The organism is Mycobacterium sp. 852002-51961_SCH5331710 (assembly GCF_001665535.1).
Lineage (GTDB): Bacteria > Actinomycetota > Actinomycetes > Mycobacteriales > Mycobacteriaceae > Mycobacterium.
Genome location: NZ_LZSQ01000066.1, coordinates 68,138 through 81,483 on the forward strand (window position 1 = coordinate 68,138; position 13,346 = coordinate 81,483).

11 protein-coding genes, 1 tRNA gene and 1 pseudogene are annotated in these 13,346 nt (G+C 68.3%); 5 read left to right on the forward strand and 8 right to left on the reverse strand.

Translation table 11 applies throughout. The features are described 5' to 3' along the window. Positions 1-73: 73 nt before the first annotated feature. The 3 genes from A5752_RS11010 to A5752_RS11020 are packed head-to-tail and all read right to left on the reverse strand — an operon-like array spanning position 74 to position 5,555. Complete coding sequence (locus tag A5752_RS11010; RefSeq protein WP_067085077.1) at positions 74-2,419, reverse strand: glycerol-3-phosphate 1-O-acyltransferase; 2,346 nt, start codon at positions 2,417-2,419, stop codon at positions 74-76. Next, entirely contained in the window at positions 2,416-4,074 is a 1,659-nt protein-coding gene (locus A5752_RS11015) for an HAD-IB family hydrolase/lysophospholipid acyltransferase family protein (protein WP_067085078.1), read from the reverse strand. The genes A5752_RS11010 and A5752_RS11015 overlap by 4 nt, the downstream gene beginning before the upstream one ends. Further along, positions 4,071-5,555 carry a wax ester/triacylglycerol synthase family O-acyltransferase gene (locus tag A5752_RS11020; RefSeq protein WP_067085080.1) on the reverse strand — a complete coding sequence of 495 codons (1,485 nt, stop codon included), beginning with the start codon at positions 5,553-5,555 and terminating at the stop codon, positions 4,071-4,073. Before A5752_RS11020 ends, A5752_RS11015 begins: the two co-directional genes overlap by 4 nt. Before the next feature lie 149 nt (positions 5,556-5,704). Here A5752_RS11020 and A5752_RS11025 point away from each other — a divergent pair. The 5 genes from A5752_RS11025 to A5752_RS11045 all read left to right on the forward strand — a co-directional run bounded on the left by A5752_RS11025 (position 5,705) and on the right by A5752_RS11045 (position 9,282). Then, positions 5,705-5,777 (forward strand) — tRNA-Arg (locus tag A5752_RS11025). A 38-nt stretch (positions 5,778-5,815) separates the two neighbouring features. Next, the gene (locus A5752_RS11030; protein ID WP_067085082.1) at positions 5,816-6,568 is read left to right on the forward strand and encodes an acyl-[acyl-carrier-protein] thioesterase; all 753 of its coding nucleotides are present in this window, start codon (positions 5,816-5,818) and stop codon (positions 6,566-6,568) included. A gap of 92 nt (positions 6,569-6,660) precedes the next feature. Continuing rightward, a complete protein-coding gene (locus A5752_RS11035; RefSeq protein WP_231983383.1) occupies positions 6,661-8,061 on the forward strand; it encodes an alpha/beta hydrolase family protein in 1,401 nt (466 codons plus the stop codon). A gap of 112 nt (positions 8,062-8,173) precedes the next feature. Beyond that, positions 8,174-8,509 carry a hypothetical protein gene (locus A5752_RS11040; protein WP_067085110.1) on the forward strand — a complete coding sequence of 112 codons (336 nt, stop codon included), beginning with the start codon at positions 8,174-8,176 and terminating at the stop codon, positions 8,507-8,509. A gap of 20 nt (positions 8,510-8,529) precedes the next feature. Beyond that, positions 8,530-9,282: an enoyl-CoA hydratase gene (locus tag A5752_RS11045; protein WP_067085085.1), complete on the forward strand. Its 753-nt coding sequence runs from the start codon at positions 8,530-8,532 to the stop codon at positions 9,280-9,282. Between the two features lies 1 nt (position 9,283). Here the strand turns inward: A5752_RS11045 and A5752_RS11050 are convergent, their stop codons facing one another. The 5 genes and pseudogenes from A5752_RS11050 to A5752_RS11070 form a co-directional block, all read right to left on the reverse strand. Next, positions 9,284-9,664 (reverse strand): YchJ family protein, encoded by a 381-nt coding sequence (locus A5752_RS11050; RefSeq protein ID WP_067085112.1) that lies wholly within the window; start codon positions 9,662-9,664, stop codon positions 9,284-9,286. Between the two features lie 14 nt (positions 9,665-9,678). Next, positions 9,679-10,854: a dihydrolipoamide acetyltransferase family protein gene (locus tag A5752_RS11055; RefSeq protein ID WP_067085086.1), complete on the reverse strand. Its 1,176-nt coding sequence runs from the start codon at positions 10,852-10,854 to the stop codon at positions 9,679-9,681. Next, on the reverse strand, positions 10,851-11,918 hold the full coding sequence (locus tag A5752_RS11060; protein ID WP_067085088.1) for an alpha-ketoacid dehydrogenase subunit beta: 1,068 nt from the start codon (positions 11,916-11,918) through the stop codon (positions 10,851-10,853). Before A5752_RS11060 ends, A5752_RS11055 begins: the two co-directional genes overlap by 4 nt. A gap of 1 nt (position 11,919) precedes the next feature. Further along, positions 11,920-13,020 carry a pyruvate dehydrogenase (acetyl-transferring) E1 component subunit alpha gene (gene pdhA / locus A5752_RS11065; RefSeq protein WP_067085089.1) on the reverse strand — a complete coding sequence of 367 codons (1,101 nt, stop codon included), beginning with the start codon at positions 13,018-13,020 and terminating at the stop codon, positions 11,920-11,922. Positions 13,021-13,120: 100 nt separating this feature from the next. Then, positions 13,121-13,346: pseudogene (locus tag A5752_RS11070) on the reverse strand (CoA ester lyase); the annotation flags it as partial.

Genomic DNA, 13,346 nt, shown 5'->3' on the forward strand with positions numbered 1-13,346 from the left:
GCCCACAGCACAGCTGCATAGGGGCGTTCTCACGCTGTACGGACCCGAGCGTGCGCTCGGCGCGGCAGGCGGATCAGGCCGACGCGCGACGCTGCGCCCGAAGCGCGATTTCGCGGGCGATGAACTGTTCGCGGGCGATCCGTTCGACCATGTCCATATCGCGCAGGATGCCGCGCAGCTCGTCCCGGAACGCGGCGCGCCTCTCGTGGAGATCGGCCGCGGGTTCGAGGAGGTTCTGGTCGGCCGCGACCTGGCGGGCTGTCGCGAACAGCAACGCCGACACCGATTCGTTGCTGCGCACCCGGCTCTGCGCGACGTACTGGTTGCCCAGGCCGAGCGCCTTCTTGGTCAGGTCCTTCTCGTCGATCTCTTCGGGCGCGTCGAGCAACGCGTCGGCGACGATCGCATACGCCTCGAAGAACGGGCGCAGCATCGCGCCCGCCAACAGTGGCGACTTGGTTCGCAGCAGTTCGCCGACCTGTTCCTCACCCGCCGAGACCTGATCCTCCCAGCCCTGCTGCCACGACAGCTCCTCGGCGACGTGCTCGCGGAACGCCGCGGAGTCGGCGAAGTAGAAGTCGAACTTCAGCAGATCGCGCAACCGCATCACCTGCGACCAGAACGCCTCGAGCCGGTCGCCTTCGGCGCGGCCGGCATGCACGAGCGCCAGCTCGACCAACGACGTCTCAAGGAACGCGTCGATCAGCGTGTTCCGGTAGAACGCCGCCTCGTGCTCGTCCTCGGGAGCGATCCGCCACACGGGCTCACGTCCCCCCTCGACGCAGGTGACGGGGTGCCGGTTGGACAGCGCGTCGAGCGCGGCCCGCACACCTTCGGAGGTGCGTAACCGCAACGCGCTGTTGGTCATCGGGGTCTGCTTGCGCTCCAGGTAGTCCAGCGACGGCTGCAGCGTGTGGTGTATCTGGTCCAGCGTCAACGCGATTCCGCGTGTGGTCAGCAGCAGAGCCGACACCAGCGCCGAGGCGTTGACCGGTGTAGCCCGCAAGATCCGCCACGACACCTCGAACGCCATCTTCTGCAGCGCAAGCCGTTTGGCGTCCTCGTCGGTGGTCATCGGTCCGTGCGGCACACCGAGGTACTCCCGCATCGACACGGCCTCGGGGAACCGGACGTAGATCTTGCCGTAGTTGCGCTCGCCCTGCGCCTTGATGAAGTTGTACATCCACGACAGGCTCTCGGGCGTCTTCTCCCCGCCACGCGCGTAGGCGGCGTACTCGGACGTCTCGTGCAGCTGGTCGAAGCTGATCGACACCGGCTGCAGCAGAATGTCCTCGCTGCGCCCGTCGAGATAGGCGTCGGCCACATACGCGAGCAGACCGAGCTTGGGCGGCAACATCTTTCCGGTCCGCGACCGGGTGCCTTCGATCGACCAGCTGAGGTTGAACCGCTTCTCGACGATGTAGCCGACGAATTGGCGCAACACATACTTGTAGAGCGGATCGTCGAGCTTGCGGCGCAGGAAAATCACGCCCGAATGACGCATCAACGGCCCCATGAAGCCGAACGACAGGTTGATGCCCGCGAAGGTGTGCACCGGCGGTAACCGGTTCTCCTGCATCGCGACCGGGACGATCACGCCGTCCAGATAGGACCGGTGCGAGAACAACAGCACGGCCGGATGGTTCTCCAGGTTGCGGCGCATCAACTCGACCTCGGCGCGGTCGTAGTCGATGTTCGGGTCGAAGCCGCGGCTGAAGATCGCGCGTCCCAGCGACGGAATCAGATCGACCGAGAACCGGCTCCACCCGGTGGACAGCTCGTCGAGCATCTCGCCCGCGGTCTCCAGGTTCGCGCCCGGAATCTTGTCCAGACCCTCACGAAACCGCGCCGACGCCAACAACTCCGGCTTGATCAACCGCGGTGACTTGTACTCGGGGCCCAGCAGCCGCAGTTCAACCCGTTCGATCGCCAGGATCGCGCGACGGATGACGAAGCGCGCGAATTCCCGCGGATTTTCGGCGACGGTGGTGTCGGCCCACTGCTGCCGCAGCTCCGACACCTTCGCCGGTTCGCCGGCGACCACGCGGGCGCGAGAGCGGTCGCGGCGCAGGATTCGGCGCTGCAGGATCTCGGGCGGGCGGTAGGTGTCGCGGCCGGAGATCACCGCCACCACTTTGGATCGGGTGGGCAGGCCGCCGGGTACCCAGAACACCCGCACCGGCACGACGGAGCGGTCTTCTCCCGCTTCGAGTTCGGACACCAGAGATGCCAGCACGGCGGCCGGCGGGTCCTCGTCCGGAAGCAGCAGCACATCGATCTTGGCCTCGGGATGCTCACGCCGCTGGCGCTGCAGCCAGTCGTCGAGCAGATCACGTTCAGCGGCGGAGGAAGCCGACGCCAGCACCAGGGCGTCGCCGGTCGGCGTGAAGGGGGTGTACTCGTCGACGGACGGCTTCACGGACGCCCCTTCCCCGCGGATCTCGGTGCGGATTTCTTGCTCGCCGGCGCCGTGCGCACGGACTTCGTCGCCGACTTGGCCGCCGACTTGGTCGCCTTCTTGGCGCCTTTCTTCGCCGCGGACTTCTTGGCCGGCGGCTTCTCCGGCGCGGGGATGTTGCGGGCGTAGATCACGTCGAGATCCGACTCGTCGTGCGGCCACTCGGCCAGCGTGTCGAGGTAGAGCTGGCGCACCTGGGCGATGCGCTCGTCGAGGTTGTCATGGGTCCAGCCGTCGATGGGAATCGGCGGATAGACGACGACGTCGACCGTACCCGGGTTGAACGTGCTCGAATCGCGCGCGGCGATCACTTCGGCGTTGCGGATCACCATGGGCACCAGGGGGATTCCCGCCGACATCGCGATCCGGAACGGACCCTTCTTGAACGGGCCCACTTCGGTGGTGTCCAGCCGCGTGCCCTCCGGGGCGATCAGGATCGAGAGCCCCTTGCGGGCAAGCTCCTCGACCTTCTTGAGCCCTTCGACAGCCTTCTGCGGATCCTCGCGGTCGATGAACGCGGCGTCCATGATCTTGCCCAGGGTGCCGACGATCGGGTCTTTCTCCAGTTCCTTCTTGCCCACCGACGTGAAATCGGTGTCCACCAAATGGCCGGCGATCAAAGGGTCGGCTTGATTGCGGTGGTTGAAGAGGAACACCGCGGGACGCTTTTTCGTCAGGTTGTCCCTGCCGATCACCTTGACGTTGATGCCGATGGTGCTCATCAGCGACCGGCCGAACGCCGCGGTGAAGAAGTTGACGCCGTTGCGCTTGCTCCGCGTCAGCAGCCCCAGGCCGAGCGCCCCAGCGGCGATCGGCGCCATGGTCGCGATCCCCGCCGCGGTGCGCAGTTGCGAAACCGGGCTCGCGCCACTGCGACTGGTGAATCGCAGCACCGGCCATCCCCGCTTGGCAGCGACGGCGGCGAGCTTGCCGCCCGGATTCGTCGGGCGCGGATTACCCACCAGGTACATCAGCGCGACGTCTTCGTCGCCGTCGGCGTAGAAGTAACTCTTCGACAGGTCGACACCGTGCTCGGCGGCGAACTTCTGCACGGCCCTTGCCTTCCCGGGGCCCCAGATGATCGGGCGCGTCACCTCGCCGGTGAGCAAGCCGTTCTCGTCGAGCTCGAACTTGTTGCTCAACACGTTCTCGATGCCGAGGAACCGCGCGACGGGCTCCACCTGGACCGTCAGCGCCGACGAGCTGAGGACGACGGTGTGGCCGCGAGCCATGTGCGCGCGCACCAACTCCCGCATCTCGGGATAGATACGGCCGACGATCTTCTGGACGAACAACCGCTCGGCGAGCTCGTCGATGTCCTCGAGCGAGTTGCCGCGCAGCATGCGCGCACCCTTGCCGATGAGATCCTCGAACTCCGAACGACCCAGCTGGTGGTTCAGCCCGGCCTGCACCATGCCGATGAACTCACCCATCGACATCTGGCGGCGCCGAAACCGGTCCTGCGTCATCACCACACCGGTGAAGCCGGCCACCAGCGTGCCGTCGAGATCGAAGAACGCGCCGATCTCGGGGCCTTGCGGTCCCGCTTGGATCTCGGCGACCGAACCCGGCAGTCGCATGGTGCGCCGGGCGGACTGACCGTTGGGCGAAGTCATTGCGCTGCACTCCCATTGGGTGAGGAGACGGTGGTGGGTTCCGAATCGACGTTGAACGATGCGGGTTCGGCGCGACCGTCGCCCCCGAGGGCGAGCACCTCGTCGAAACCCGACAGCAGGCAACGCGCCCACAACTCTTGATCGGTGAACGCCGCACGGTCGTAGCGGGTGGTGATCGTGCAGTAGCCCGAGCGCGAGATCAGCACCACCATCATCGCCACCCCCGGCAGCGGGCCGAGGCCGTACTGCCGAAGGACTTTCGCGCCGGCGATGAAGGTATCCCCGGCATACACCGGGACGTTGCTGGCCTGGACGTCGGAATTCACGATCGATCCGGCCATCGACTCGAGGGCAGTGTCGGGCAGCAGGCCCACGAGCGGAGCGATGGCGCCGACCATGTCGATGGCCCGCTCCTCGCGCTTGGTGGTCATCTGCGAGCGGATGTTGCGGATCCGAACCTCGGGGTCTGTCAGGCCGATCGGCGCGGCGAGATTGATGCCAGCGAACCGGTTTCCGCCCGCGGGGTCGGCATCGGAACGGAGGTTGACCGGCACCGCGATCGGCAGCGTCTCGACCGGCACACCCTTGGCTTCGTGGTAGAGCCGCAGCGCACCGCACAGGCCTGCCAGGTACGCGTCGTTGATCGAACCTCCGGCGGCCTTGGCGGCGCGGTGCAAGACGCCGAACTCGATGTCGATGGCCTCGCTGCGCGACGACAGGCTTCGCCGCCGCAGCAGCGGCGACGGATCGGCGACCGGCCCCATCACGCGCGCACCCGACATGGCGTACTCGACGGCGCTGCCGAGCCGTGAGATCGGATCGCGGATCACTTCCCCTGCAACGTGGGCGGCGCCGAACAACGCGCCGCGCATGCGGCCTGCGATCGTGCCCGGCAACCGGAAGAACCCCTGCCGCATCAGGTCGTTGGGCGACAGGTCCTGCGGGATGGGAAGCGGAGGAAGGGGCGCAGGCGCCGGCTCCCGCTCGAGGTCATACAGATTGGCGAACATCTCGACTCCGCCGACGCCGTCGGTGACCGCGTGGCTGAGGTGCACGACCATCGCGGCGCGGTCGTCGGCGAGTCCCTCGACGAGCGTCGCGGTCCACAGCGGCCGGGAGATGTCGAGCGGGGATTGCGCGGCGACCTCGGCGAAGTCGAGCACCTGACGAAAGGTTCCCGGTTGCGGTGCACGCACGCGCCGCAGGTGGAAGTCGAGGTTGAAATCGGGGTCGACGACCCACCGGGGGGCCACGGTCGGCAGCGTCGGCATCACCACCTTCTGCCGCAACCGCAGAACCTTGCGTGAGGCCGCCTCGAACTTGGCGCGGAACGTGTCCCAATCCGGCGCGCAGTCGAGGATCTCGACGGTCATGATTCCCGAGCGGGTGCGCGGATTCGCCTCACCGCGGTGCAGGATCTGGTCGAGCGGGCTGAGTTCCTCGGGGAGTCCCGCCGCATCGAGTTCCGGCACGTCGCTCATAGGCCGTAGCGTCCTCCTGTCGTGAAGCTGTCGTCACCACGCTAGTCGGCGTGAACACGGTGCGAGAGCCCTTTAGCGCTGACGTGCGACGGGAGTTGCAGCGTGCTGACCGGTGACGCTGTGGGCAATTGGTTAGGGTTAGCCCACCCGCCCCCGTAGCTCAGTGGATAGAGCAACCGCCTTCTAAGCGGTCGGTCGCAGGTTCGAGTCCTGCCGGGGGCGCTCACCGCGGAATTTGGTCCCGGTCGATACTTGACCCGATGCCCACCAACGACGTCGCGCACCGGCTCAGCCCGCTGCCGGAGACCGGATACGTCTACCGCACGGCGTGGCGAGTCGCCACCGGCGACATCGACGGCGACCTGAACCTGCGCCTCGACGGCGTGGCCCGCTACATCCAGGAGGTCGGCGCGGAGAACCTCGTGGACGCCGGCGAGGCCGACGACCACCCGCACTGGCTCGTCCAGCGCACCGTCATCGACGTCATCGAGCCGATCGACTTCCCGAACGAGATCTCGTTCAGCCGCTGGTGCTCGGCGTTGTCGACCCGCTGGTGCACGATGCGTGTCGACCTGGTCGGCAGCGACGGGGGCCGCATCGAGACCGAAGGCTTCTGGATCGCCATCAACAGCAAGACGTTGACGCCGCAGCGCGCCTCGGACAGCCTGATCGCCCGGTTCGCCACCACCACCGACGAACTGCGCCTCAAGTGGCGGCCCTGGTTGACCAACCTCGAGGACGCCGACGAGCAGATCCCGTTCCCGCTGCGTCGCACCGACATCGACATCTTCGAGCACGTCACCAACACCGCGTACTGGCACGCCATCCACGAAGTGATGGCGCTCGTGCCCGATCTCGGCCGCGCCCCGTACCGCACCGTGGTCGAGTACCGCAGGCCCATCCGGTACGGCGAGGACGTGACCATCCGGTGGGCGCGCCGCGGTGACGCCGTGGACATCGCGCTGACCGTCGGCGAGGACGTCCGCGCCGCGGCTCTGATCGCCAAGCTGTAGCCCGTCGCGTACTATCGCGCCAAGCGCTGATGTTTGCTGCGCATGGGGTGGGAGGACGAGGGATGGCCGGTTCGGGCAAAAGGTGGACTCGGTTGGCGACGGGCGTGGCCGCCGCGGGGGTCGCGACCTGTGTCGTCGGCCTCGCGGCCACCCAGCCGGCCTCGATCTCCTCGGCGATGGTGGACCTGACCGCCCTCATCGTCGTGGGCAGCTCGACGAACCCGACCGGGGCGGGTGTGGCGGACTTCTTCGGCGGAAAGTTCAACAACCCGACGTACACCGGTGTCGACGGGAAGAACGTCGTCTACGTCGACTTCCGCACCGGTCCGGCCGGCATCGAGCAGGCCCTCAGCGACCACGCCGGCGAACAGAACGCCGTGCTGGCGTCCGGCTGGGGCGCGGCGAACGCCAGTTTGCTGCTCCTACGGAATCGGACGGATCTGGGAGACACCGTCTTCATCCTCGACAACGATGTCGCGCGTCCCGACGGCGGCTTCGGCACCCGGTATCCGTGGTTCGCGCTGATCGGCGTGAACCCCATCCCAACCCCGAGCGACGTACCCGCGTTGCGCGTCGTCAACACCGGCTATGAGTACGACTACAACTCCAATGCCCCGGCGGACGTGCTGAACCCCGTCGCGGCGGTCAACTCTCTGGTCGGCTACCTCTACACCCGGCTGAACCAGTCCGAGCGCGAGCTCCCGGTCGACGCCGAGGGCAAGCCCACCGTCCACTGCGACGCCAACACCTGCGCGATCCTCGCAACCGGCGATGTCCTCGACTGTCCTGACACGCAGTGCAGCGCTCCCCCCGGCGACAGGATCACGGCCTACGTCACCGAGCGGGACAACACCACCTACGTCACGTACACCGCAGAAGAGCTTCCGCTGACCCGGCTGATCCGCGACGTCTTCGGCGATCAGCTCGCCGAGCTCACCGGGCCGGTGCTGAAGCTGGCCGTCGACTCGGCCTACTACGGCGGCAACCCGATCCCCCGCGATCCGAGCGCCTACCGCCCGGCACGGATCGCTCCCCCGCCCGACGAATTGTTGGCCACGGCGGTGAAGGTCCCCGGCGCGATTCTGCAGGGCCTGTCGGCGGCGTCCGCGCCGCGCCCGACGACGCAGCCGGAAACGGCGGTCGAGCAGGAGGCAACGGTCGACCCGGAGCCGACGGTCGAACCGGAGACGACGCAACGTCGGACCGACACCACACGGCTGGCCATGGCAGAGCCGGCTCGACGGCCCGGGGCCGATGACCCGGAGATCGCGCAGAAGCGCCGACCGCAGCTGAACGTGCTGCGCGACAGCGTGAGAGCCCTGCCCGGCAAGCTCCGTGACGGATTCGGCCCGAAACGCGTTCAGCGGCAAGATGATTCCGCCACCGAAGGCCCGCAGCTCGGCACCCCAGACGTTTCCGGAAACGACACCACGGGCGGCAACGCCGGCACACCCGGCGACGGCGCGAAGGCGGGGGCCGACGCCGCCGCCTGACCGCCTCCGGTTCACCGGTCGAGCGATATCTGCCTGGCGGCAGCGCCCGGTCGATAGACTCAGCGGCGTGAACTCGAGGCGCGGGATCGCCGCCGCCGTATCGGCAGGCGCGATGGCCTTCGCGCTCGCCCTGCCTGCGCATGCCGCGCCGCCGCCCAGCTACGGCAGCAACGGCGTCTTCAACGTCACCACGAACCCCCGACCGGGCTGGACCACGGCCTCGATCGAGCCCGGGCGGTACCGGGTGGACCAGGCGCCCAGCATGTTTCCGTACCAGAGCGCACCGGGCTTCTGGTACCGCTGCCATGACTTCCCTTGCAGCCCTAGCTATCCGGGAAACCTGATCGCCTCGGGCGGCGCGATTCGCGACGTCCCGACCTTCGTCGACGTCCTGCCCAGCGATGTCGCGGTGGCACTGCACAACGTCACGCTGACCGTCGCCCCCTGACGGGTCACTAGGCTGAGCCGGTGACTGATCCGGTACTGATCCACATCGAAGACCGCGTCGCGGTCCTCACCGTCAACGACCCCGAGCGCCGAAACGCGGTGACGTTCGAGATCTCCACCGCACTGCGCGAAGCCGTCGACGCCGCCGAGGCCGATCCGGATGTGCACGCGGTCATCGTCACCGGCGCGGGCAAGGCGTTCTGTGCGGGCGCCGACCTGAGCGCGCTCGGCACGGCGACCGAGGACGGACTGCGCAAGATCTACGACGGTTTCCTCGCCGTCGCCAACTGCGCGCTGCCGACCATCGCCGCGGTGAACGGCGCCGCCGTCGGCGCCGGGGTGAACCTGGCGCTGGCGGCCGACGTGCGTATCGCCGGGCCCTCCGCGCTGTTCGACCCCCGCTTCCAGAAGTTGGGCATCCACCCCGGCGGAGGAGCGACCTGGATGCTGCAGCGCGCGATCGGTCCGCAGGCCGCCCGCGCGTCACTGCTGTTCGGCAAGCGCTTCGACGCCGAGGCCGCCGTCCGGTACGGCCTGGCGCTCGAGGTCGCCGACGATCCCGTAGCCGCGGCGAGGGAACTGGCCAAGGGCCCGGCGGGAGCACCGCGCGAGGTGGTGCTCGCGACCAAGGCGTCGATGCGGGCGACGGCCAACCCCGGCGTCGTCGACGTCGACCAACACCGCATCGCGGTCGACACCGAACTCGGCCCGCAGGCCACCTCGATCCGCTCCCCCGAGTTCGCCGAACGGCTCGCCGCGGCGCGGCGCCGATGACTCAGACGCGGTCGACGTAGAACCAGCGTCCCGCTCGGCGTTCGAATCGGCTGCGCTCGTCCATCGCGCCCGGCCGCCCCGCCCGAAGGTAGCGGGCCGTGAATTCGACCTCACCGTGGTCGTCGGTCTCGCTGCCGGCCACCACGTCGCTGATGACGAGCCCGGTCCAAATCACCTCGTCATCGAGCGTGACGTCGGACGGCCGTGTGCGCGGATGCCACGTCGCGAACAAATAGTCCCCAACACCCTTTGCGAAGGCGGAGTAGCGCGACCGCATCAGCTCCTCGGCGGTGGCGGCGACGCGCGCGCCGTCGTGCAGGGGTTCGCAGCACGCGGCGTAAACGTCTCCGCTACCGCACGGGCATGAATCCTTCTGCGCCATGGCCGGATCGTGCACTACAGGTCGAGCAGCGCCGTGTCCGGCGCTTCGATCAGGTCGCGAAGTTCGCACATGAACGCCGCCACCTGCGCACCGTCGGCGATCCGGTGGTCGAACGCGCAGGTGAGGTTCATCGTCGGCCGTGCCACCACCGCGTCGTCGACGACCACCGCGCGCGGTTTGAGCGAACCGATGCCGAGGATGGCGGCTTCGGGGTAGTTGATCACCGGCACTCCGTCGTCGAGGCCGAGCGCACCGAAGTTCGACACGGTGAACGTCGAGCCCTGCAGCTCGGTCGGTTTGAGCGTGCCCGCCCGCGCACCGCCGATCAGCCGCGCCACCTCGTCGGCGAGCTGCCGGGTGGTCTTGAGGTGGGCATCGCTGACGACGGGAACCAGCAGGCCTCGCGGTGCCGCCACCCCGAAGCCGAGGTGCACGGCCGAATGCAGGTGGATCTGCGCGCCTTCGGTGGTCTCCACCCAGGTGGCGTTGAGGGTGGGGTGATGTCGCAGCGCGATGGTCAGCAGGCGCAGCGTGAGCACGAACGGCGTGATCGGCGCCTCGTCGCCTGCGCGGACGCGAAGCCGGTCCCGCAGCCGCAGCAGGTTCGTACCGTCCACCTGCACGGCGGTGTGCGCATCGGGAATCTGCTTGCGCGACATCGTCATACGACGCGCCATCTCGGCCTGGACTCCACTGACCGTCACCATGTCGGGGCTAGGCGCGGATCTGCCCGCCGCGGCGAGTACGTCCTCGCGGGTGACCACACCGTCGGGTCCCGAACCGGTCAGTGCCGCCAGGTCCACGTTCAGTTCGGCGGCGAGCTTGCGCACCGCAGGCTTGGCGCGGGCACGGTGCGGCGGCGGTGTGGTCGTTCGCCTGCTCTGGTCCATTGCGTCATCGGCGCCGTATCCGACAAGCACGGGCTTGCGCTTCTGGACGGGCTTTTCGGCGTCGGTCGCGATGCGCACCAGCGTCGCGCCGACGGGTAGCGTCTCGCCTTCGTGGCCACCCAGTTCGACCACACGGCCCGCGTACGGACTAGGGATCTCGACCTCGGCCTTGTTGGTCTCCACTGTGCACAGCGTCTGATTGAGTTCGACCTCGTCGCCGACCGCGACGCTCCACGCGGTGATCGTCGCGTCCTCGAGACCCTCGCCGAGATCGGGGACCAGAAAGTCCATCACCGTCATGGCTGCTCCAAGGTGCGTTCGATGCAATCGAGCAGCCGGTCGACCCCCGGCAGCCACAGCTTCTCCAGCCGCGCAGGCGGATAGGGCGTGTCGAATCCGGTCGCCCGCAACACCGGCGCCTCGAGGTCGTAGAACAACTCCTCCGAAATGCGTGCCGCCAGTTCGGCGCCGAAACCCAGTGTGCGCGGCCCCTCGTGCATCACGACGACCCGGCCGGTGCGCCGCACCGACTCCGAAACCGCCTCGAAGTCCAGCGGATTGAGCGTGCGCAGGTCGAGAACCTCGACGCTCCAGCCGTGGCGCTCTGTCGCGACATCCGCGGCGCCCAGCGCGGTGGCCACCAGCGGGCCGTAGGTCACCACGGTGACGTCGGTGCCGACGCGGCGGGTCGCCGCCCGCCCCAGCGGCAGCCCCGGAGCCGAGGTGTCGACGGGCTCGCGGGTCCAGTATCGGCGCTTGGGCTCGAGATAGATGACGGGGTCACGGCTGGTGATCGCGTGCCGCAGCAGCCAATACGCATCCGAGGGTGTCGAGGGCACCACCACCTTCAGCCCCGCGGTGTGCAGCCAATAGGTTTCGGTCGACTCCGAGTGGTGTTCGACCGCGCCGATCCCGCCGAACGACGGGATGCGGATCGTCACCGGCATGTCGACGTCACCGCGCGTACGCATCCGGTACTTCGCCAGATGGCTGACGATCTGGTCGAAGGCCGGTGCTGCGAACCCGTCGAACTGGATCTCGGGTACGGGGACGAAGCCGCGCAGGGCCATTCCGATCGCAATCCCGACGATTGCCGACTCGGCCAGTGGCGTGTCGAAACACCGAGCGGCACCGAAGGTTTCGGCCAGTCCCTCGGTGACACGGAAGACGCCGCCGAGCGTCGCGACGTCCTCACCGAACACCAGCACCCGCTCGTCGGAGGCCATCGCGTCGTGCAGGGCGCGGTTGATGGCCTGTGCCATGGTCAGGGTCGGCGCATCGGTCACCGCGGGCAGCGAGGTCAGCAGACGCTCGGGAGGTTCGTCCTCGCCGAACATCGGTGGCCGTTCGATGATCTGCGTCATGTCACACCTCCTTCGCGAGTTCGGCGGCGAGTTGGTCGCGTTGGGCCGCGAGATCGGGCGTGATGTCGGCATAGACCGCGTCGAACATCTCGGTGACGTCGTAGTCCTCGTCGCCGACGACCGCGTCGCGCAGTTCGGCTCGCAGCCGTACCGACCTCGCCTTGACCCGTTCCTCGAGCCGGTCGCTCCACACCCCCACCGACTGCAGATAGGTGCGGTAGCGCGCGATCGGGTCGCGTGCCGCCCACTCCTGCACCTCGGCCGGGCTGCGGTAGCGGTTCGGGTCGTCGGAGGTGGTGTGCGGACCCATCCGGTAAGTGATCGCCTCGATGAGTGTCGGACCGCCACCCTCGCGGGCCCGGCGCGCGGCTTCGGCGGTGACCGCGAAGCACGCGAGCACGTCGTTGCCGTCGACGCGGATCCCCGGCATCCCGTAGCCGGTGGCGCGGTGCGCGATGGACGGCCCGGCCATCTGCTGCCGGACCGGCACCGAGATCGCCCACTGGTTGTTCTGGACGAAGAACACGCACGGCGCCTTGTAGACGGCGGCGAAGTTCAGCGCCTCGTGCACGTCACCCTCGCTGGTGGCGCCGTCGCCGATGAATGCCAGCGTCACCGACTCCTCGCCCAACCGCTGAGCGGCCATGGCCGCCCCGACCGCGTGCAGTCCGTGGGTGCCGATCGGGATGGCGATCGGCGCGACGCATTTCTCGGTAAAGCCCAGCCCGCCGTGCCATTTCCCGCGCCATACCGCGGCGATCTGCGCGGGCGTGATGCCGCGTAACAGGAAGGCGCCGATCTCGCGGTACTGCGGGAACAGCCAGTCGGTCTTGCGCAGGCATGCCGCGGCACCGATCTGGGCGGCCTCCTGGCCGTGGCAGGACGCGAACAGCGCCAACTCACCCTGTCGCTGCAGGTTGACGAACTCGCCGTCGAGGTCGCGGGTGACGACCATGGCCTCGTGGAGCCAGGCCAGCGTCTCGGGGGGAAGATCTCGGCGGTACCGGGATTCGGGGGTCGGCGTCCCGTCCGGGGCGACCAGTGAAACGGGCTCCATCTCGACGTCGAACGACTCGAGGGGTGCCGAAACGGTCCCTGCCATACCGCCTCCTAAGGCCACTGACGGCGGATCGCGCCGTCAGGCGACTGAGGTGCTCAGCACGGAGGCGGGTAGAGCAGAACCTCTGGTCGGAGGCTGCCGGCTAGTCGCCGGGGTGGGGCGCTAGCTGGACGATGCGCTCTGCTCGCCGCAGTACTGGGGCATCCACCATTATGCCTTCGAACTGGAAGACGCCTCGGGCTTCGCGGGCCGCGTCGAGCACGTGTCGCGCCCATTGCACCTGTTCGGGTGTCGGGGCATAGCCCTCCCGGATCACCGCGACCTGGGACGGATGGATCGCGACCTTGACGTCGAAGCCGACCACCGCC